Below are 20,250 nucleotides of genomic sequence, written 5' to 3'. Positions count from 1 at the left end.
TCCCGGATCAGTCGAGGCGCGAGCGCACGAGGGCGCGCGACACGGCGAGAACGATGAAGGAGATCACGAACAGGATGAATCCCAGTTGAAGCAGCGAAGTCAGCTTCAGCGAGCCGATGGAGGCTTCGGGGAACTCGTTCGCGATGGTGGATGCGATGGTCGCGCCGGGCGCGAACAGCGAGGCCGACAGGCGTGTGGCATTGCCGATCACGAAGGTCACGGCCATGGTCTCGCCCAATGCTCGGCCAAGACCGAGCATGACCGCGCCCACCATGGCGGTGCGGCCATAAGGAACGGACACGTTCTTATAGACCTCGAAGGTGGTGCAGCCGACGCCGTAGGCCGATTCCTTCAGCATAGGCGGCACCGATTCCAGGGTCTCGACGAACATCGCGGTGATGAAGGGCACGATCATGATCGCCAGGATCACGCCGGCGGTGAGCATGCCTGAGCCGAGCGGAGGCCCCTGGAACAGGGCGCCGAGCACCGGGATCGGGCCGAGCCACTCGATGAGCGGGGGCTGCACATAGGCGCCGATCAGCGGAACGATGACGAAGAAGCCCCACATGCCGAAGATGATGGAGGGCACCGCGGCCAGCAGTTGAACCGCCACGCCGATGGGGCGCTTCAGGCTCTGCGGCGCGATCTCGGTGAGGAAGAAGGCGATACCGAAGGACAAAGGCAGCGCCACCACGACCGCGATCACGGAGCTGAGGAGCGTGCCGTAAATCATTACCAGGGCGCCGAAATTTTCGGTCACCGGGTTCCAGGCGGCGCTCCAGATGAAGTCTAGGCCGAAGGCCTGGAGGGCCGGCAGGCCGCCTTTGAAGAGCTGGGCGATGATGAGCCCGAGCAGCAGCAGCACGAGCATGCCACAGCCCCAGAGCGTGCCCACGAACACCGCATCCGCCAGCGCCCCCCTGGGCTTGGCCTTGTCGAGGGGCGTCAGCGCCCCGGCCTTTACCTGTTCGATCGTTGCGTCCATTGCCCGCTCTTCCCCAGTAGCGCCCGCCACGCGGCTGCGTGGCCCGATTGGCTCCGCGCGAACGGTTCGCGCACGGCCGAACATTGCGTGTCCTCTGGACCCCGGGCGATCGCCGCGCCCCGTATGTGAGGCTGCGCCGCGTCCTTGGTCCTCATCGCCGCTCCGGTGCGACCGCGCTCCGCTTCAGGGGGCAGCCCGCTCCGAGGTGCTGGCGATGGTGCTGAATGTGACGAAAGGAGGAGCCTCCGCTCCATCCGCGCGTGGCCCGGACGCTCGCGCAGCCGGGCCAAGCCGAAGACCCCGCCGCACCATCGGCGCGGCGGGATCGATCCCTCAAGATCAGAGGACGGGCTTGCCGTCGGGGGTCTTCACTTCGGACTTCCAGGCGTCCTTGACCTTGGCCACCACGGATTCCGGAAGCGGGATGTAGTGCAGCTTCTCGGCGATCTCGCGGCCTTCCTTGCCATACGCCCACTCGAAGAACTTCATCGCTTCGCGGGAAGCGTCCACATTGGTGGGGTTCTTCGGCAGCAGGATGTAGGTGGCGGACACGATCGGCCAGGCGGTCTCGCCGGCGGTGTTGATCATGGACGCGGCGAGGTCCTTGGCGTTCGCCCAGTCGGCGGCGGCGGCGGCTTCCTCGAAGGCCTTCTCGGACGGCTTGACGAACTTGCCGGCCTTGTTCTGCAGCTGGGTCACGTTCAGCTTGTTGGAGGCGGCGTAGATGAACTCCACGTAGCCGATGCCGCCCTTCACGTTCTTCACGTTGCCGGTGACACCCTCATTGCCCTTGGCGCCAGCGCCGGTCGGCCACTGCACGGAGGTGGCAGCACCCACCTTGGACTTCCACTCCGGGCTCACTTCGGAGAGGTAGGAGGTGAAGATGAAGGTCGTGCCCGAGGCGTCGGACCGGTAGACCGGCACGATGGCGGTGGAGGGCAGCTTCAGGTCGGGATTGAGGGCGGCGATCGCCTTGTCGTCCCACTTGGTGATCTTGCCGAGATAGATGTCGGCGAGCACGGGGCCGGTCAGCTTCAGGTTGTCGGAGCCGACGCCGTCCAGATTGACGGTGGCGACCACGGAACCGATCACGGTCGGGAACTGCAGCAGGTTGGCAGCCGCCAGCTTGTCGCTCGCCACGGGGGCGTCGGAAGCGCCGAAGTCGACGGTGCGGTTGGTGATCTGGTTCACGCCACCGCCGGAGCCGATGGACTGGTAGTTCAGGCCGTTGCCGGTCTTCTCCTTATACTTGGCTCCCCAAGACTGGTAGACAGGAGCCGGGAATGACGCGCCGGCGCCATTGATGTCGACGGCAAAAGCATTGCCAGCGAACAGGGATCCGGCGAGCGCAAGCGCCGCGCCAAAAGCGGTGACGTGTTTCACGGGGTATCTCCTTGCCATTCCCAAGTCGCCCAAGGCCCGAAGCCGCGAGCAACGCGGGGCTTCGACCTTCTAACGGCGTGGCGCCACCGTTCTATGACCGACGAGTGACACCTTGATGACGAGTCAAGTCCTTGAGGAGGCTGAGACTTTCTCCCGCGCCACGATTCGCTCCATCCGCACCGTAAAAATAGCGCCCTCGCCAGGCCGGCTGTCGATCAGGAGACGTCCGCGATGGCGGGCGACGATGTGCTTGACGATGGCGAGGCCAAGCCCGGTGCCGCCCTGCTCGCGGCTCGCCGCAACATCGGCCCGGTAGAAGCGCTCGGTCAGGCGTGGCAGATCCTCCGCCGCGATGCCGGGCCCGTAGTCGCGCACCGCGATGACCACGGTCTCGCCCTTGCCCTCACGCTCGGCGCCAAGGCTCACCTCCACCTTCCTGCCGGAGGCGCCATACTTGAGGGCATTCTCCACCAGGTTCTCGAACAGGCGGATCAATTCATCCCGATCCCCCAGCACCATGAGCGGGTCGCCGTCGCGGTGTACAGCCAAGTCCACGCCACGCTCCCGCGCGAGCGGGCTCAGCGTCTCGCACACATGGCCCATCAGACCACCGACCTCCATGGGGGTCTCCGGCCGCACATGCGCGTTCAGCTCGATGCGGGACAAGGAGAGCAGGTCGTCGATGAGACGCGACATGCGCCGGGCCTGGGCCGCCATGATGCCGAGAAAACGCTCGCGCGCCGCCGCGTCGTTGCGGGCAGGACCCTGCAAGGTCTCGATGAAGCCGGACAGGGAGGCAAGCGGCGTGCGCAACTCATGGCTGGCATTGGCCACGAAATCCGCGCGCATCTGCTCCACCCGCCGCTGCTGGGTCAGGTCGCGGAAGGTCAACAGCACCGCGTCCGGTGCCCGTTCCGCAACGGACTTGCGGTCAGTGCCGTCGGAATCGAGCCGCAGCGGCACGATATGGGCCTCGAGCCAGCGGTCGAGGGGGATGCGCTCGCCGAATTCCACGCGGCGGGGAATCCCGTCCAGTGCGCATTCCCGCACCGCTTCCAGCACCTCGGGCACGCGCACCACGAAGGAGAGCGGATCGCCCACCCGCGCCGGGCCGATGGCGAGCGCCACCCGTTCATTGGCGGTCAGGATGTCGCCTTCCTTGCTCAAGAGCAGCGCCGGCTCCGGCAGCGCAGCCACCAGCGCGCCCATCTGCGTGGTCACCCGGCGACTGGGACGCGGCGTCTCGGAGGGCTCCGCAGGTGCTGCGGGGGCCGAGAGTTGGACGACAGGCTGGAGCGCCCATTGCGCGCCCGCCATGCCCAGCACCATGAGCGCGAACGCCCCCGCGCCCAGCATCGGATCGAGGAAGAGGCCGACCGCCAGCGACACCAGGATCACGACGGTTGCGAAGGCGATACGCGGCCACACGAGAGCGGTCTCCTCTGCGGCCCGCCGACGCGCCGCCGTCGATGCCGCCTTTCAGCCGGATGCCACACGGCGCCGGTCGCTTAATTTTGATATGGTGGAACGCTTTCACGAACACAATAAGACAGAGGTCGCCAAACCGCCGCAACGTCATGCCATCACGGGGCCTTCCGGACCGCGCGCCCGATTCCCTTTTCTCTTGGATGGGCGCGGCGGCCCGACCGCCCCATTTCCCCTTCCAGCGGGCGACCGCCCGATCTAAGGATGGCATATGCAGGCTCACCGCTTCCTCCGATCCGTGATGGCCGGATCGCTCCTGTCCGCCGTCGCACTCAGCGCGGCGCTGGCGGATCAGGTCCCCCTCCCCTCCACCGACTTTGCCCTCAAGGCCAAGGCCAAGGATGACGCGGTGGTCGAACTCTGGCACGCAGGCGATAAGATGCGCGTGGTGGTCAACGGCCCGCGCCTGCCGGCCACCGTCGCCGGCATCGTCGACATGAAGCGCGCCAAGATGGTGATGATGCTCCCCGACATGCCGAAAATGGCCGTGGAGGCGGAAGTGCCGGATGCCTACCGCACAGCCGTGGTGACGGGCGAGGGCACGAAGGTCGGCACCAGCCAGGTGATCGGCGAGACCTGCGACCTATGGAAGGTCACCACTTCCAAGACGGTGACGACCCCCGTGGTCTCCTGCATCACACCGGATGGCATCGTGCTGAGCACGGACGTGGAGGTGAAGGGGAAAATGGAGCGTGCCTATGAGGTGACGAGCCTCACCCGCGGCCCGCAGGACCCAGCCCTCTTCCGCCTGCCGCCCGGCACTCAATTGGTGAAGGTACCCCCGGGGGCGGCCAACATGCTACCCGGCCTGCTCCAGGGCCTCGGTGGCCTGAAGCGCTGAGTTCAGCCCCTTGGGGCCCGGGCGGCGACACGCACGCCGCCCGGTTTCGGCCTATTCGGCCGCGTCCTTGCGTGGCGCCTCCGGCAGCGCCGCGATCATCTCCCCGTCCTTCGCGGCCCGCCGCCGCCGCAGCGAGATCATCACCTCACGCGAACCCAGCAGCAGCAGGGAGAAGGCGAAGGGCACGATATAGTAGAAGAGGCGGAACAGCAGCAGGGCGCCGACCATCTCCTCCTTGTCGAACTGCGGCAGTGCCACCAGCAACGCCGCGTCGAACACCCCAAGACCGCCGGGCGCATGGCTGGCAAAGCCGAGAAGTGTCGCGGTGACAAAGATGACCGCCAGTGAGATGGGATCGATATAGGGGCTCGTCGGCATCAGCATGTACATGGCGGCCGCGCACAGGCTGAGGTCGAGGATGCCGATGCCGATCTGCACAAGGGTGGTGGGGCCGGCGGGCAAGGTTACGTACCAGTCGGACTTGCCGATCTTGCGCGGGGAAGCGCTGACCCACACCACATAGGCCACCAGCGCCGACAGCGCGCCCACCCCGATAAGACGATTCACGAAAGGCGGCAGCTGGTCCACCGCTGTCGCGGCTTCCGGGTGCAGCGTGATGCCGAGGCCCAGCACCGCAATATTACCCAGCCAGAAGGTCAGGCCCGCCACGAAGCAGATCTTGGCCACATCGATGGCGGTCAGGCCCCAGGCGGAATAGATGCGATAGCGCACCGAGCCGCCGGTGAGCACCGTGAAGCCCACATTGTGCCCCACCGAATAGGAGCAGAAGCCGGCGAGCGCCGCCACGCGATAGGGCACGTGCTTTCGGCCGATGGTGCGCAGGGCGAAGAAATCGTAGAAAGTGAGCGTCAAATAGGCGAGTGCCACCAGAACGAATGCCGCCAGCACATGGAGCGGGTCCTTATTGCGCAAGGCCTCCAGCACCTGATCGAACTTCAGGTCGTGCAGCATGCGATAGAGCACGACGACCGCGAAGGCGATGATGGCGATGCTCACCACGAAACCGAGGCCGTGCAGACCGACCTTGTCGCGCAGGAACGGCCACACTTTCTTACGTATCATCGCTCACCGTCCCCCTCGGCCCCGCCGCCGTCCTGCAAACAAGCATGTTCACGGATGTTTTTGAAAGTCCCTCGACGTGGGGGAGCCTCACCTTTGTCCAATCTCGGCCCGCCCTGTCCCGCCAGCGCGCCAACGCGCCGTCATAGACATGGGGCCTCGTCCTTGTGCGAAACAGACCGCCTGAGGCGAAGCCTGATTGCCGAAAGGAGGGCTCCTCCTAGACCCGCAACGCGGCCATCCCAAGGCAGGGGGACGCCAGCGGGGCCTTGACCGGATGCCCCTTGGTGGGCCCTCCACGGCGGCACGCTTGCGGCCCCGCCCCGTCCCCGCCGGAGGCGAAGGACCCTGCACGCCCCAAGCGCTGCCCTACATCTTGACCGGATAGCCAAGTTCCATGGTGCGGTTGCGCGGCAGGCCGAACCGGTCCACCGAGCGCTCCGCATTGCGCGCCAGGAACGCGAAGATGTGGGCGATGATGTCGCGCGGCCGCAGAATTTCGTCCGGCGGGATGATGCGCTCGTGACCGATCACATAGATGGATTCATCAGGATCGATGCCTCGGGCACTCAGCGCAGGTCCCAACACCGAGGGCACGTCGATCTGCTGCATGTATCCAAAGCGCAGGTCCACCCGCACGAAACCGCCGTCCAGCAGCGTCACCTTGACCCGATCCTCCACCGAGACACGTGGCCGCGAGGCGATCCAGACCGACACGATCACCGGACGCTCGAACCGGACGCGCATCACATCGGCCATGCGCGAGAGCGCCACCGGCGTCATGGCGCCGGCGCGGGACAGGAAAATGGCCGTGCGCGGGCTGATCCCGTCCTGGGCTCGTTCCTTGCGGGCGACGAAGCTGTCCAGCGGCTCGGTGAAGCGCACCTGCTGCGCCACCACGGCCTCAAGGCCCCGCCGCCAGGAGACCATGACCAGGATGACGATGCCTGCAATGGTCAAAGGCAGCCAGCCGCCATCGTGGAGCTTGGTGAGGTTGGCGGTGGCAAAGGCAAGGTCGAGGCTCAGGAGACCGACGGCCAGCGCCACCACGGCGGGCTTCGGCCATTTCCAGGCCCGGTTCACCTGCGCGATGAAAAGGATGGAGGTGGTCACCATGGCGAAGGCGACGGCGATGCCATAGGCGGAGGCGAGGCTGTCGGAGGAGCCGAAGCCCAGCACCACCGCGATGCAGGCGATCATCAGCAGGAAGTTCAGCCGCCCCACATAGATGTGCTGCTCATTGTGCTCGCTGGTGTAGCGGATGCGCATGGGCGGCAGATAGCCAAGCTCGATGGCCTGCTTGGCGAGAGAAAACACACCGGTGATGATGGATTGGGAGGCGATCACTGTGGCGGCAGTGGCCAGCACCAGAAGAGGAATGTCCAGCGGATCCGGGCACAGGTCATAGAAGGGATTGCGTACCGCGCTGGGCTCGGTCAGGAGCATGGCACCCTGGCCGAAATAATTGAGCAGCAGGGCGGGCATGGCGGCGAACAGCCAGGCCCGCGCGATCACGCGACGGCCGAAATGGCCGAGGTCCGCATAGAGCGCCTCGCCGCCGGTAATGGCGAGGAAGCACGCGCCGATGATGACGCCGGACAATGCCGTATGATCCATGACCAGGCGAATGCCATGGCGGGGATCAAGGCCCATCAGCACCTGCGGTGCCTTCAGGATGCCGTAGACGCCCAGCACGGCGAGGGAACCGAACCACGCCAGCATGATCGGACCATAGAAGGCGGCGATCCGCTCCGTTCCCGCCCGCTGGGAGAGGAACACACCGGCCAACACCAGCACGGTGAGCGGCAGCACCCATTCGTGCATGCGAGGAGAGATGACTCCGAGCCCCTCGATGGCGGAGAGCACGGACATGGCCGGGGTCAGAACGCCGTCGCCGATCAGCATGGCAGCGCCCAGCAGGCCCGCTGCCAAAAGATACCATCGCAGGCCGATGGCGCTACGGTGAAGATCCAGCAGCGTGACGAGGGCGAGGATGCCGCCTTCGCCGTCATTGTCCGCGCGTAGAACCAGCATCACATATTTGATCGTCACCGACAGGATGATCGACCAAGTGATGAGTGAGAGGAGGCCGAGCACGTCGCTCGCCAGGAAGTTCACGCCCCCCACTGCCATGACACCCTGTTTCAGGGCATAGAGCGGGCTGGTGCCGATGTCGCCGAAGACGACGCCCAGCGCCCCGATCTCGGCTGCGAAGGGCAGGATGCGTTTGCGGTCCCGGATGACGCTCGAGCGCATGTCACAAAGCCCAGAGAATCACCGTTTCAGCGAATATGACGCGCCACGCGCGCCGGACCGGACGCCGCCGCCGGCCCGAAGGCCGCCGGCAGGGGGCCGCAAGAGGCCGGTGGGCAGCCTCCGAATGTGGCGACAGCACGAAGGTGCATCATCGAACCCGTCGAAGATCACGTCCAAGACCGCCCCCCACCCGCGCCACGGACCGAGCGTCGCGCAATGCCTCACACCTAGCCCCGATTGCCTTGCGTGACAATGACCTGATGCGAGCGGGCGCGCCGGGGCGACCGGTCATAAAAAAACCCCGGCGCGGAGGCCGCGCCGGGGGGATGACATCCTGAGCGACTGGCCTCAGTAGCGATAATGCTCGGGCTTGAACGGGCCGGTCTGCGACACGCCGATATAGGCGGACTGCTCGTCGGTGAGCCGCGTCAGCTTGACGCCGATCTTCTCCAGGTGGAGGGAGGCGACCTTCTCGTCCAGGTGCTTGGGCAGGGTGTAGACCTTCTTGTCGTACTGCCCGGGCTTGGTCCACAGCTCGATCTGGGCCAGCGTCTGGTTGGTGAAGGACGCGGACATCACGAAGCTCGGATGGCCGGTGGCATTGCCGAGATTCACCAGGCGGCCTTCCGACAGCAGGATGATGCGCTTCTTGTCGGGGAACTCGACCTCGTCCACCTGCGGCTTCACATTGTGCCACTTAAAGTTCTTCAGCGCAGCGACCTGGATCTCGCTGTCGAAATGGCCGATGTTGCAGACGATGGCACGGTCCTTCATCGCGCGCATGTGGTCCACCGTGATCACGTCCACATTGCCGGTGGCGGTCACGAAGATGTCCGCGCGGGGCGCGGCCTCTTCCATGGTGGTGACTTCATAGCCTTCCATCGCCGCCTGGAGCGCGCAGATGGGGTCCACCTCGGACACGATCACGCGGCAGCCGGCATTGCGCAGCGAAGCGGCAGAGCCCTTGCCCACGTCGCCGAAGCCCGCAACCATGGCCACCTTGCCGGCCATCATCACGTCGGTGCCGCGGCGGATGCCGTCCACCAGGCTCTCGCGGCAACCATAGAGGTTGTCGAACTTGGACTTGGTGACGCTGTCATTGACGTTGATGGCGGGCCACAGGAGCGTGCCCTTCTTCTGCATCTCGTAGAGACGATGCACGCCCGTGGTGGTTTCCTCCGTCACGCCGCGGATGTTCTTGGCGAGCTGGGTGTACCAGCCGTGCTTGTGCTTGAGGCGGCGCTTGATGGCGGCGAAGAGGACTTCCTCTTCCTCATTGGTGGCGCCATCAAGGAAGGCGGTGTCGCCCTGCTCGGCGCGCAGGCCCAGATGGACGAGGAGGGTGGCGTCGCCGCCATCGTCCAGGATCATGTTGGGAGTGCCGCCATCGGCCCACTCGAAGATGCGGTGGGTGTAGTCCCAATACTCTTCCAGGGTCTCGCCCTTGATGGCGAAGACAGGGGTGCCGGCGGCCGCGATGGCGGCGGCGGCATGGTCCTGGGTCGAATAGATGTTGCACGAGGCCCAGCGCACGTCGGCGCCGAGCGCCTTGAGGGTCTCGATTAGCACGCCGGTCTGGATGGTCATGTGCAGGGAGCCGGCGATCCGGGCGCCCTTCAGCGGCTGGGAGGGGCCGTATTCCGCGCGGGTGGCCATCAGGCCGGGCATTTCGATCTCGGCGATGTCCAGTTCCTTGCGGCCCCAATCGGCGAGATTGATATCCTTGACCACGTAATCGGCACTCATGAGCTTCACTCCGTCCGGGGTTGCGGGCGCCCGGAATGCGCCATCCCATTCGAGCGGGGATGTAACATGGCGGCCCCGCCGTCGCAATCAAGATATAAACAAATGCTTATATGCTTGAAAAGCAGCGGAGAGTCCGCGACTTGCGCCTATCGCATGAGAGCCTTGCGTGGGGCCACCCGGCGTGAAAAGAGCAAGGCTTTGATTCTGGCCGTTTTTGTGTTATACAAAGCGATACAGTCGTTTGCTTCCTGAACCATCCGCATCGTGCCTGAACATTGGCGCATTCTCGGGAACATAGGGGCGAGAATTCGGGCATCCGGCCACCGCGGCACGGATGCGGCTGAGCAGTAGTGGTCATCGACTGATTATGAGCGGGTTGTCGGGCGTTCCGGCCGAGACCCAGTCGCCAGCGATAGGTGCAGCACCGCCCGGATAATACCGGACGCGGGCGGACGCGCGCCAGCACGATCCGGCCTCCGGGCCGGATCAGGAGTGGTCAAGAGCATGTCGACAAAGAAGACTGCCCAGGTCCGCCTTGGTTTCAAGACGGGCGAGCATATCGTGTACCCCTCGCACGGCGTCGGTCGTATCATGGCCATCGAAGAACAGGAAGTGGCCGGCTTCAAGCTCGAACTGTTCGTCATCTCGTTCGAGAAGGACAAGATGACCCTCCGGGTTCCGGTACCCAAGATTGCCACCGTTGGCATGCGCAAGCTCTCCGAAGGCCCCGTGGTGGCCAAGGCGCTCGACACCCTCAAGGGTCGCGCCCGCGTCAAGCGCACCATGTGGAGCCGTCGTGCTCAGGAATATGAAGCCAAGATCAATTCCGGCGACCTGATCGCCATCTCCGAGGTGGTGCGCGACCTCTACCGGTCCGACGCCCAGCCCGAGCAGTCCTATTCCGAGCGGCAGCTTTACGAAGCCGCGCTCGACCGGATGGCCCGCGAGCTGTCGGCGGTGCAGAACCTCACCGAGACCGAGTCCATCAAGCTGATCGAGCAGCACCTCCAGAAGGGCCCGCGCCGCGGCGCTGCCAAGGCTGAGGATACGGACGCCGATCTCGACGCCGACCTGGAAGCCGACGAGGCGGCCTGACCGCCCGCACTTCCTGCTTCTCGTCCCAAGGAAAAGGCCCGGGCGTCACCGCTCGGGCCTTTTTCATGTCCCCATCCCCCTGCCCGCGCGCCCATGCCCCGGGGGGCGTGGCCCACAGGGCCGCACCGCCAGAGGGCCGCGCCGACACGCGCTCACGCAAACAGGCTGTCGATGTCGTCCTGGGAGACCACATTCTCGTCATCGGCAAGGGCGGGGCCATTCAGCAGCGCCTCGTCGCCTTCCCGGGCGATGATGCCGGCTTCCTGGGCCACCACTTCGGCGCCGCCCCAGATCTCCGTCATGCGCTGCACGCGCTGCTCGATGAAGACGAGCAGCTTGACCACCTTGCGGATGCGCTGGCCGGTAATGTCCTGGAAGTTGCAGGCCTCGAACGTCTTGATGACGTTGCCCTGGATTTCTTCCGCGATGCTCAGATCATCGCCGGACAGACGGCCCAGCAGCGCATTGACCGACGAATCGATGGCCTCGGCGCAGGACAGGATGGCCTCGGTGGCCTCCTCCGTGTCATAGACCACCGCGTCCAGCTCGTCGGTGGCGCGGAACAACTTCTCGCCTCGCGTGCCTTCCGAATGGAGACTGGCGATTTCCGTCTTGGTGTTGCGGATGGCGTCCTGGATGGTCTCGATGCCTGCCCAGAGCACGTTGCGGTCGCGCTCGCGATCCGCTTCGGGGTCGCGCTGGTTGAACTTTGCGATCTCCGAGCGGATCTCGACCAGTTCCTGCAGCACGCGGCTGAAATTCGGGTCTTCGACCGCCACCATCTCGATGCCCGCAGGAGCACCGGTGGCGGCGGGGGCAGCGGACCTGGCCGCCGCGGTTGCCTCAATCCTGAAGGGGCGCCGGCTGGCCATCATGGACTCCTCCTGCCTTCTGCTTCGCCGTCGCTATTCTATAAATCGAACCGCATTTCGCCGAAAGACCTCGGCAAAACCGCCCGCAAGCTCCGCGCAAGCTAAAATACACTACAAGGTCAGCGTCATACCGGCGATCTCTCCGCCGGAACTACTTATCCCTGCGCCCCGCTGACGGAGTGAGCCATGGCGGTTGATTTGTCGATGCCGGTCCTTGTGGTGGACGATTACAAAACCATGGTCCGCATCATCCGGAACCTCTTGAAGCAGATCGGCTTCGATGATGTGGACGAGGCCGCGGACGGAACCGAGGCCCTGGCGAAGCTGAAAGAGCGCCGCTACGGGCTCGTTATTTCCGACTGGAACATGGAGCCCATGACCGGCTACGAGCTCTTGAAGCGCGTGCGGGACGATGCGGATCTCGGCGAGATCCCCTTCATCATGGTCACCGCCGAAGCCAAGTCCGAGAACGTGATCGCCGCCAAGAAGGCCGGCGTGAGCAACTATATCGTGAAGCCCTTCAACGCACAGACGCTCAAGGGCAAGATCGATACGGTGTTCGAGGCTTGAGCACCGCAGGCCGCGCCGCGCGCTGATGCGGCGCAGCCGGGGGCCCTTCCGTCCCCTCCCATGCGTGGGCGCCGATGCGGCGCCTCTCCTGCCGCCCCGACCCGCCCGGCTCCTCGCCCGGCGGGCGAGGGCTTTTGTGCGTTCTGCGCCCCACCTGCTGCCCCGGCGCTCGTGCGCGTGTGCTCCATACATGGCCGCGGACATGTGCGCGTAAGCCATTGACCGGAAATAAGCTCTTCGTCATCCACCTGCCCTCTTCCACCAGCCCCACGGCTCAAAGGGGCCTTGCGTCAGGCCACCCTTGGGAGAGGACCGGGATTGGAATTGCTCCAGATCCGCAGGCAAGACCGGTCCGATCCGCCCCCTCCATCGGCCATAACCGTCACCAAAATACCGTCCCTACGTATTCCTACGGAGCGCAACCCTTCCGAGTATGGCGTCGATCGGGATTTCACACTCAAAACGGAGGGATTCTTCCCTCCAAACGCGAACGACTTCACCTTGAGGCAGACCGCCGCCAAATCTAATTGTTTACACATCGGTTGAGCGCCACGCCAAAGACCCAAGCTCGACACCAACCGGCAGATCTACTGAATTACGGGGGATCCCACCATGTACGTCGTCGTTGATCACCGGCCCAGTGTCGCCGAAAGCTATGTCTCCAGCTTCGCGCGTGAAGGCTTTTCCTCTCAGAGCTTCAGCAACGAAGAGTTCCGGGAGTGGATCCACACCGCTTCAGAGGCCGATATCGGCGCGGTGGAGAGCTTTCTGCTTGGTGACTTCGACGCTCGCCCGGCTTTTGCGGAAATCATCCGCACCCACAGCCCCGCTCCCATCATTGCGCTCGCCGACATCAAGTCGCTGTCCCAGACGCTGGAACTGTTCACCGCTGGCATTGACGACGTGGTGCGCAAGCCGGTCCATGTCCGTGAGATCGTGGCCCGCGCCGATGCGGTGTGGCGGCGGCTGAACTCCGCCACCGGCCCGGCACTCACCGGCCGCCTCCAGGTCTATTTCGATGGCCGCGACCCCACGGTGGATGGCACCCCCCTGCCGCTCCCCCGGCGCGAGCGCCACATCCTCGAATATCTGGTCAAGAATTCGAAGCGCCGGGTCACCAAGACCCAGATCTTCAACACCATCTATGGCATCTTCAATGACGACGTGGATGAGAGCGTGGTCGAAGGCCACATGAGCAAGCTGCGCAAGAAGTTGCGCCTGCAGCTCGGCCACGAGGTCATCGATGCCAAGCGCTATCTTGGCTACCAGTTCATCGGGTGAGGCTCCTCCCACCCCACCTGACCCCGCGCCGGCCGCCCCGCCGCCGCGGGGTCTTTGTTTTTCAAGCTTTTGCCAGCCTTCGACTTCCCCGCCCCGGCAAGCCTGACGCCAGCTTGCGCGCCTAATCATGCCATGCGGCCGCACATTCGCCGCTCGACCAAGATTTGAGCGGCCGCGCCGCCGCCCCGCCTGGAGATGACAATGCGTCTGACCTTGAAAACATCCTTGATCGCGACCGTCGCGCTGCTGGTGGCCATGCTCGCCTCGCTGAGCGCCATCTCGATCTACCAGCTGAACGGTGCATCCAAGCACATCAACGAAATCACCACCAATTGGCTGCCCAGCGTCCGCGCCGTCGGCGAAATCCGCTACCTGGTCACCCGCATACGAGCCGTGGCCGTGCGCGCCGTTCTCGTGCAGGACGCCAAGCTGCACCAGCAGGCGGTAGACCGCGCAAAGGACCTGGATGTTCGCTTCAAGGACGCGGCAAAGACCTATGAAGCCGTCATCACTTTTGACAGCGAACGGGAAAACTGGCGCACCTTCCAGGCGGAATGGGCGACCTATATGAAGATGCAGTCGGACATGTTCGGCGCCTATGGGCGCAAGGATATCGAGACCCTTCAGAAGCTGGCGACGGATTCGGCGGTGCAATTCGACGATGCCATGAAGTATCTGGCCAAGCTCGTCGGAATCAATGACGATGCCGCGAAGGCCGAGAGCCACGCCAGCTCGTCCGAGATCGCCACAGCCTTCTGGATCATCGGTGTCTTCAGCCTTCTGGCGCTCGTCATTGGCCTTGCCGCCATCGTCTTCGTGGTCGTCGGCGTGGTGCGCCCCATCAATCGCATCACCACCTCTATGCAGGCCGTTTCCGGCGGCAATCTCAACGCTGAGATCCCGAGCCTCACCGCCAAGAACGAGATCGGCGAGATGGCCCGCACTCTCGAAATCTTCCGCGACGGCCTCGCCGAAACGGAGCGCATGCGGAGCCAGCAGGTGGAGAAGGAAGCGGAGATGGCGCGCAAGATCGTTGCCGAGCGCAACGCCATCGCCGATGCCTTCCAGGCCAAGATGGGCGCCATCGCCGACCAGTTCGCCGGTTCGTCCACGGAAATGTCGGACGCCGCCCGCAACCTCTCCGCCACCGCCGAGGAAACCTCCCGCCAGGCCCATGCGGTCACCAATGCGGCCGAAGGCGCCTCCAGCAACGTGCAGACGGTGGCCGCCTCGGCGGAAGAGCTGTCCGCTTCCATCCGCGAGATGAGCGACCAGGTGTCCTCGTCGGCCGAGATCGCCCGTTCGGCGGCGAACGAGGCAGAAAAGACCTCGGAGAACATCCAGCAGCTCTCGGCCGCTGCCCAGAGCATCGGCCAGGTGCTCTCGCTCATCAAGGATATCGCCGAGCAGACCAACCTGCTCGCCCTCAACGCCACCATCGAAGCGGCGCGGGCGGGGGATGCGGGCCGCGGCTTCGCCGTGGTCGCCGCGGAGGTCAAGGAGCTGGCCGCGCAGACCGCCAAGGCCACCGACGAAATCTCCTCCAAGATCAACGAGATCCAGAACGCCACCAACTCGACGGTGACCTCGATCTCCTCGATCGTGTCCACCATCAACAATGTGCGCGACCTGACCGCCATCATCGCCGGCGCGGTGGAAGAGCAGCGGGCCGCCACCAGCGAGATCGCGGCCAACACCCATCGGGCCGCCATGGGCGCCACCCAGGTGACCAACAACATCTCCGGCGTCGGCCAGGCGGCGGGCATGACGGGTTCGGCGGCGACCCAGTTGATGAGCCTGTCCTCGTCCCTCTCCGCCCAGTCGCAGGACCTGCAGCGGGAAGTCTCCACCTTCGTTCAGTCCCTGCGGGCGGCCTGAGGCCCCATATGACCCGCCCCACACGGGGCGGGCCTGCAAAAGAAAGGGCGCCCCGCAAGGAGCGCCCTTTTTTGTCCTGACAAGGCTTTGCAGCGCGCAGACCGCGCGGTGCCGGTGGCGCGGTCGGTCAGTCCAGCTTGATGCCGAACCGGGCCGCCTGGCGCTGGACAAAGGCTTCCATCCGCTCACGCCCTGGCTGGGTCAGCTGAACCAGGATGCGGCGCTTGTCGCGGGGATCCGGTACACGGTCGATCAGCCCGGCATCCTTCAAGTCATCGATGCGGCGCAACGCCGTGGTGGTGGGTGCGCCCGACGCGATGCACAGGCTGGTGACAGAGATCGGCCGCCCGCTGGCTTCGGCCACCGCCAGATCGAGCATCATCTCCCAGGCCGGATCGGAGAACAGCCCCGCCTGAAAGATGGCGTCACGATCGGCGCGCGCGGCAACCAGGGCCTTGAGGTAATTGGGCCGCGCATGGCCGATCGCAGGGGCGGCCTCCTCCGCCTCGCCCGAGACAGCCTGATCCTCCACCAGCGAGATGGCGCGCGCGATGGAATGGGCCACCTCTTCCGCGGACAGGGGCTTCTGGAGGAAGTCCACCGCCTGCAGGCGCAAGGCACCCACCGCCCGGTCGAGCGAGGCATGGCCGGTAATGACGATGGCCGCCATGGGCCGGTTGTGGCGGCGCATCGCCAGCTTCTGCAGGAGTTCGATGCCATCGATGCGCGGCATCTGCACGTCCGTGACGATGATCTGGAGCGCCTCGTGCTTCTGGACGAGATCAAGCGCCGCGACCGCCGTCTCGGCGGTGCGCGTGGGGATGCCCAGCATGCCCAGCCCCTCGCTCAGCTCGGCGAGGATGTCCGGGTCGTCATCCACCAGAAGAACCCGCGGTTCGCTCATTCCACTTACACCCATGAGCCGTCAACTCTCGCTTACGCTAGCGCGTCCCCGATACCGCCACCAGAGAAGTCTGACGATCCTTGCACCGCTTAAGCAGCCCGAGGAGATCATCCGCCTTCATCTTTCGGGCCACTATAAAGCCCTGCACCAAGTCCACCGCCGAGCCGCGCACCAAAGCGAGATCCTCCGGCGTTTCCACCCCTTCGGCCACCACGTGAAGGTCCAGCCCATGGCCGAGGTCAGCGATGGACTGGAACACGCTGCGCGCCTTGCCCCAGTCGCGGGCGTCGCGCAGCAATTCCATGTCGATCTTGATCTCGGTGACCGGCAGGTTGGCAATCTGCAACAGGCCGCTCTGGCGCTGGCCCACATCGTCGAGAGCGAGGCCGAATCCGGCGATACGCAGCCGGGCGAGCGCAGAGAGCGCCTCGCTGGAGGCGATATAGAGCGCGTCCTCGGTCAGTTCAAACACCACGCTGGACGCCGGAAGACCCGCCGCCTGAACGGTGCTGGTCAGCGCCCCCGCCACGCCGGCGGTCAGGAGCGCATCAATGGGCAGGTTGACGCTCACCTTCCCGTCCCAGCCAAGTCCACGCCACCGCACGCACAGCGCCACCGCCTGTTCGAGAACGTGGCGGGTGATGCCAAGGGAAACGGCGGATTCTGCGGCGGCGGCCGCCAGGATTTCGGAGGGTCCCACAAAGCCGATCCCAGGAACCGTGCCTTCCAGCAGCGCCTCGGCTCCGGCAAAGGCAAGGGTGTCCGCCAATACGAGCGGCTGGAAATGAACCGGAAGGCTTCCCGCGGCGAGCGCCAAGCGCAGCGCATCCAGCACCACCTTGCGGTCGCGTCGGGGCGAGACAGCGGCCAGGGGCGGCAGGCTCGGACCGGCCTCCAGCAGGTGCAGCAGATCCTCCGGATCGAACGGCTTATGCAAGAGGCCGAGCACGCTCAGCCCGTCCCGCCGCGCCGCGTCCGCCACCGTGCGGATGACATCCTCGCCTGACCCGCTCACCAGGATCACCGCCGGGGCCTTGGGGCGCCGGGACAGATATTTGAGAACCTCCATGCCGTCGATGGAGGGCATGGCCAGGTCCAGCAGCAACACGTCATGGTCGGCCATGTGCGCGTCGGTGAAGAAGCGGGCATCGCCGGAAGAGGCCACGCGATAGCCGTGCCCCTCCAGGAACTCGCCGAGATCCTCGCGGAAGTCCTGCTCGTCATCGAGAATGAAGATGGAGCGTTCCAGCGCGGTGCTCATGGGCGCCCCCCTCGCGTCGTGCCGGGACGTGGCGCCACGCTACAGGGCTGAGGGCGCGAAGGGTTAGCGCACGACCACAGCGGGCCCGCCATCACTCCAATCCGCCCAGGTCCGGGCGTTTGTCCCATCCCCATCACGCGCGCCCCACTGCTCCGGCAGAGCCTATGCGAGTTTTGCGACAAAGCCAGCCCCGCCGCAACCGCTGGACCGCAATCCGCATCCTTCGTTTCACATAACGGTCATAGCCCGGCTGCGGATCGCGAGCCATTCGGACAAGCCCTGAGAAGGACGGAAAAATAATCACATTTCGCAGCAAGGCGCCCAGTGCTGACGGTGGGGGAGATCATGCGGCGGGCACCATATCCTCAACCGAGACCGGCAAGGTGATGTCGAAGCAGGCGCCCCCATCCGCATTGGTGGCGCTGATCTGCCCATGCATGTCGCGCAGCACATTGCGCGAGACCGCAAGGCCAAGGCCGGTGCCCTTATCCGCCGGCTTTGTGGTCATGAAGGGCTCGAAGATGTGATCGAGGATATGAGCCGCGATGCCGCCGGCATTGTCGCAGACGCGGATATGCACCTGCCCGTCGCCCGGATGCGCCCGTACGCGGACAGTGGCCCCTGCAGGCACGCTGGCCTCTCCCCCGAAAGCGTCGCGGGCATTGACCAGGAGATTGACAATGACCTGCTCGAACATGGTCTGGTCGCCGCGCACCGCGAGGTCGGGCGGAAGCTCCAGTTCGAGCACGAGGCGGATATTGGCGGCGCGGTATTGCTCGGCGACGAAGCTTGCCGCCAGCTCGATGGCGTGGCGGGCGGAGAAGGGCTCCTTCTGGTCGCTGGGCATGCGGCCATAGCGGCGCACCTGGTCGGTGATCCGCTTGGCCCGGTCCACCTGGGCGCCGATGCGGTCGAGCTTGCCGAGAACGGCCTCCGCTTCACCGCCGCCCTTGACGATGCGCACCGCATTGGCCACCGCCATCTTGATGACGGCCAGCGGCTGGTTGAGCTCGTGGGCGATGGCGGTGGCCATCTCTCCGAGCGTGGCGAGCTTGGCGGTCTGCATGATCTGCAGTTGAGAACTGCGGATGCGCGTCGTGTCCGCGAGCACCAGCAGCAATTGGCGCCGGCCTTCCCACAGGACCGGGCTCAAGGCCCCGCGCAGAGAGATCACGTCACCTCGGGCGCGCGGGAAAGTGAGGTTGATGAGCCCCCATTGCGGCTGGCCAGGGCTATCGGCCACGTCGAAGGCGAGCTGCACCAGGCGCACCCATTCCTCGTCCTGCGGGGTCGCAGCCACCAGATGCGCCGCATGGGGGTTGATGAACAGCACACGCCGCGTGTCGGCGTCGATGATGATGGTGGCCGCCGGCATGGCCTCAATGATGGCGCGCAGATTGTCCTGCATGGCGCGGGCGGAGCGCTCCAGCTGAGCCAGTTCCGCCACCCGCCGCGTATCTCGCACCGACTGCACCACCAGGATCACCACCAGCGAGATGGTGGCAATGATCAGCAGGGCGAAGGGGACGCGCGCCGGATTCCGGGCGAGCTCCTTCTCCCGCTGAAAGACCTTGTCATTGAAGGCCACAGATTCCTGCAGCACCGTCTGGAGCCCGACTTCCAGAGGCTGGAGATCTTTGTTCAGGCCTTGGAGCAACGTTTCGACCGCCTCTCCGGGGTCCTGATGGGCGAGGCGGTCGCTCCAAAGGGCGAGGCGGTGCTCCGTTGCCATCAGCGCCGCCTGACGGGTGGAGATGCTCTCCAGGGCGAGCATTTCGGACGAGGTGTGGAGAATGTTGACGCGTGAGATCAGCAGTTCCAGGCGCAGCACCAGGTTCTGGATACGAGCCTGCGACGGCTCAACCCGCACCTCCGCAAGCGCGGCCTTGGTCTTCAGGAGTTCCAGCTGGGCCTGGTAGGTGGCCCAGCCGGTGCTGCGGATGGACGAGTTCAACAGCGTGCGCTGCGCACTCTGCGCGTCGAACAGCATGATGGTTGCGGCAAACAGAACCACGATCGCCCCCGTCAAGGCCGCGGGAACGATGAAGGCGCGCAGCGAGCGGCGTTTAAGGGACGACAAAATCGATGGCCTTTACTTGCCAGACCATCCGGGTCCGGTACATCTGGCTCTGGAGCTTGGGGTTGCGGTCGATGGGATACATCACCCAGAATGGCCCCTTCTCCCGCACCTTCATGGGCGCCCCATTGAGACGGATGGAAAGAATGGCGCCGTTCTGCTCCCAATCCTCCGCCGGCACCGTGGCCATGTAATCATTGAGCGCCACCACGATGGCCCGTTCCACCGGCAGCGCCCGCTGACCCGCAAGGACGGCGAGGCTCGGCCCCTCGAACGTCTGGCTGCCCTGGGTCCAAGGGGTCTGGGTCACGATGGTCTCGGAGGGCAGCTTCGCCAGTTGCTCCAGGCTCAGCGACTGTTCGGAAAGGATAGCGCCACCATCGCGGATCCAGCGCAGTTGCACCGTCTGCGCCTGCGCGCCAGGCGCGGCCAAGACCAAGCCAGCCAAGACCAATCCGGCCAAAAGGAAGGCGGCCGAGGAAAAGACAGTCACGAGACCCGACAGGGTTCGCACATTCATCACCATAAGCCCCACC

At 65.2% G+C, this 20,250-nt stretch carries 16 protein-coding genes; 5 read left to right on the top strand and 11 right to left on the bottom strand.

Translation table 11 applies throughout. The features are described from left to right. Nucleotides 1–7: 7 nt before the first annotated feature. The 3 genes from pstC to J5J86_RS06040 all read right to left on the bottom strand — a co-directional run bounded on the left by pstC (nucleotide 8) and on the right by J5J86_RS06040 (nucleotide 3,796). Nucleotides 8–985: a phosphate ABC transporter permease subunit PstC gene (gene pstC / locus J5J86_RS06050; RefSeq protein WP_209103968.1), complete on the bottom strand. Its 978-nt coding sequence runs from the start codon at nucleotides 983–985 to the stop codon at nucleotides 8–10. Nucleotides 986–1,324: 339 nt separating this feature from the next. Next, nucleotides 1,325–2,386, bottom strand: coding sequence for a phosphate ABC transporter substrate-binding protein PstS (gene pstS, locus J5J86_RS06045; RefSeq protein WP_209103967.1), 1,062 nt, complete (start codon nucleotides 2,384–2,386; stop codon nucleotides 1,325–1,327). A 105-nt stretch (nucleotides 2,387–2,491) separates the two neighbouring features. Further along, on the bottom strand, nucleotides 2,492–3,796 hold the full coding sequence (locus J5J86_RS06040; protein WP_247658116.1) for an ATP-binding protein: 1,305 nt from the start codon (nucleotides 3,794–3,796) through the stop codon (nucleotides 2,492–2,494). A gap of 298 nt (nucleotides 3,797–4,094) precedes the next feature. On the opposite strand from J5J86_RS06040, the gene J5J86_RS06035 reads away from it, so the two are divergent. Next, the gene (locus tag J5J86_RS06035) at nucleotides 4,095–4,694 is read left to right on the top strand and encodes a hypothetical protein (RefSeq protein WP_209103966.1); all 600 of its coding nucleotides are present in this window, start codon (nucleotides 4,095–4,097) and stop codon (nucleotides 4,692–4,694) included. 51 nt (nucleotides 4,695–4,745) lie between these two features. Here the strand turns inward: J5J86_RS06035 and J5J86_RS06030 are convergent, their stop codons facing one another. The 3 genes from J5J86_RS06030 to ahcY all read right to left on the bottom strand — a co-directional run bounded on the left by J5J86_RS06030 (nucleotide 4,746) and on the right by ahcY (nucleotide 9,776). Continuing rightward, nucleotides 4,746–5,777, bottom strand: a complete 1,032-nt coding sequence (locus tag J5J86_RS06030) for a lysylphosphatidylglycerol synthase domain-containing protein (protein ID WP_209103965.1) — start codon at nucleotides 5,775–5,777, stop codon at nucleotides 4,746–4,748. 366 nt (nucleotides 5,778–6,143) lie between these two features. Next, complete coding sequence (locus J5J86_RS06025; RefSeq protein ID WP_209103964.1) at nucleotides 6,144–8,030, bottom strand: potassium transporter Kup; 1,887 nt, start codon at nucleotides 8,028–8,030, stop codon at nucleotides 6,144–6,146. Between the two features lie 348 nt (nucleotides 8,031–8,378). Next, nucleotides 8,379–9,776: an adenosylhomocysteinase gene (gene ahcY, locus J5J86_RS06020; protein ID WP_209103963.1), complete on the bottom strand. Its 1,398-nt coding sequence runs from the start codon at nucleotides 9,774–9,776 to the stop codon at nucleotides 8,379–8,381. A 504-nt stretch (nucleotides 9,777–10,280) separates the two neighbouring features. Between ahcY and J5J86_RS06015 the strand changes: the two genes are divergently transcribed. Next, complete coding sequence (locus J5J86_RS06015; RefSeq protein ID WP_209103962.1) at nucleotides 10,281–10,871, top strand: CarD family transcriptional regulator; 591 nt, start codon at nucleotides 10,281–10,283, stop codon at nucleotides 10,869–10,871. A 152-nt stretch (nucleotides 10,872–11,023) separates the two neighbouring features. Here the strand turns inward: J5J86_RS06015 and J5J86_RS06010 are convergent, their stop codons facing one another. Beyond that, nucleotides 11,024–11,746: a protein phosphatase CheZ gene (locus J5J86_RS06010; protein ID WP_247658115.1), complete on the bottom strand. Its 723-nt coding sequence runs from the start codon at nucleotides 11,744–11,746 to the stop codon at nucleotides 11,024–11,026. A 183-nt stretch (nucleotides 11,747–11,929) separates the two neighbouring features. On the opposite strand from J5J86_RS06010, the gene J5J86_RS06005 reads away from it, so the two are divergent. The 3 genes from J5J86_RS06005 to J5J86_RS05995 all read left to right on the top strand — a co-directional run bounded on the left by J5J86_RS06005 (nucleotide 11,930) and on the right by J5J86_RS05995 (nucleotide 15,472). After that, nucleotides 11,930–12,313 carry a response regulator gene (locus J5J86_RS06005; protein WP_209103961.1) on the top strand — a complete coding sequence of 128 codons (384 nt, stop codon included), beginning with the start codon at nucleotides 11,930–11,932 and terminating at the stop codon, nucleotides 12,311–12,313. 612 nt (nucleotides 12,314–12,925) lie between these two features. Beyond that, on the top strand, nucleotides 12,926–13,594 hold the full coding sequence (locus J5J86_RS06000; RefSeq protein ID WP_209103960.1) for a response regulator transcription factor: 669 nt from the start codon (nucleotides 12,926–12,928) through the stop codon (nucleotides 13,592–13,594). Between the two features lie 225 nt (nucleotides 13,595–13,819). Then, nucleotides 13,820–15,472, top strand: a complete 1,653-nt coding sequence (locus tag J5J86_RS05995) for a methyl-accepting chemotaxis protein (protein WP_209103959.1) — start codon at nucleotides 13,820–13,822, stop codon at nucleotides 15,470–15,472. A gap of 127 nt (nucleotides 15,473–15,599) precedes the next feature. Here J5J86_RS05995 and J5J86_RS05990 read toward each other — a convergent pair whose 3' ends face one another. The 4 genes from J5J86_RS05990 to J5J86_RS05975 all read right to left on the bottom strand — a co-directional run bounded on the left by J5J86_RS05990 (nucleotide 15,600) and on the right by J5J86_RS05975 (nucleotide 20,162). Beyond that, nucleotides 15,600–16,376, bottom strand: coding sequence for a response regulator (locus J5J86_RS05990; protein WP_247658114.1), 777 nt, complete (start codon nucleotides 16,374–16,376; stop codon nucleotides 15,600–15,602). Between the two features lie 37 nt (nucleotides 16,377–16,413). After that, nucleotides 16,414–17,637: an EAL domain-containing response regulator gene (locus J5J86_RS05985; protein WP_209103957.1), complete on the bottom strand. Its 1,224-nt coding sequence runs from the start codon at nucleotides 17,635–17,637 to the stop codon at nucleotides 16,414–16,416. Between the two features lie 343 nt (nucleotides 17,638–17,980). Next, nucleotides 17,981–19,717 carry a sensor histidine kinase gene (locus J5J86_RS05980; RefSeq protein ID WP_209103956.1) on the bottom strand — a complete coding sequence of 579 codons (1,737 nt, stop codon included), beginning with the start codon at nucleotides 19,715–19,717 and terminating at the stop codon, nucleotides 17,981–17,983. Next, nucleotides 19,704–20,162, bottom strand: coding sequence for a hypothetical protein (locus J5J86_RS05975; protein WP_247658113.1), 459 nt, complete (start codon nucleotides 20,160–20,162; stop codon nucleotides 19,704–19,706). Before J5J86_RS05975 ends, J5J86_RS05980 begins: the two co-directional genes overlap by 14 nt. Nucleotides 20,163–20,250 lie beyond the last annotated feature (88 nt).

This window comes from Aquabacter sp. L1I39, from assembly GCF_017742835.1.
In the GTDB taxonomy this organism is placed as follows: domain Bacteria; phylum Pseudomonadota; class Alphaproteobacteria; order Rhizobiales; family Xanthobacteraceae; genus L1I39.
This window is presented reverse-complemented; position numbering and strand designations above follow the sequence as displayed.

Excerpts from the sequence above, each read along its gene's own strand:
- J5J86_RS06025 (WP_209103964.1), bottom strand. The coding sequence starts at position 8,030 with ATGCGCTCGAGCGTCATCCGGGACCGCAAACGCATCCTGCCCTTCGCA.
- J5J86_RS06030 (WP_209103965.1), bottom strand. The coding sequence starts at position 5,777 with ATGATACGTAAGAAAGTGTGGCCGTTCCTGCGCGACAAGGTCGGTCTG.
- J5J86_RS05985 (WP_209103957.1), bottom strand. The coding sequence starts at position 17,637 with ATGAGCACCGCGCTGGAACGCTCCATCTTCATTCTCGATGACGAGCAG.
- pstS (WP_209103967.1), bottom strand. The coding sequence starts at position 2,386 with ATGGCAAGGAGATACCCCGTGAAACACGTCACCGCTTTTGGCGCGGCG.
- J5J86_RS05990 (WP_247658114.1), bottom strand. The coding sequence starts at position 16,376 with ATGAGCGAACCGCGGGTTCTTCTGGTGGATGACGACCCGGACATCCTC.
- J5J86_RS06010 (WP_247658115.1), bottom strand. The coding sequence starts at position 11,746 with ATGATGGCCAGCCGGCGCCCCTTCAGGATTGAGGCAACCGCGGCGGCC.
- J5J86_RS06035 (WP_209103966.1), top strand. The coding sequence starts at position 4,095 with ATGGCCGGATCGCTCCTGTCCGCCGTCGCACTCAGCGCGGCGCTGGCG.
- J5J86_RS06015 (WP_209103962.1), top strand. The coding sequence starts at position 10,281 with ATGTCGACAAAGAAGACTGCCCAGGTCCGCCTTGGTTTCAAGACGGGC.
- J5J86_RS06005 (WP_209103961.1), top strand. The coding sequence starts at position 11,930 with ATGGCGGTTGATTTGTCGATGCCGGTCCTTGTGGTGGACGATTACAAA.
- J5J86_RS06000 (WP_209103960.1), top strand. The coding sequence starts at position 12,926 with ATGTACGTCGTCGTTGATCACCGGCCCAGTGTCGCCGAAAGCTATGTC.
- ahcY (WP_209103963.1), bottom strand. The coding sequence starts at position 9,776 with ATGAGTGCCGATTACGTGGTCAAGGATATCAATCTCGCCGATTGGGGC.
- pstC (WP_209103968.1), bottom strand. The coding sequence starts at position 985 with ATGGACGCAACGATCGAACAGGTAAAGGCCGGGGCGCTGACGCCCCTC.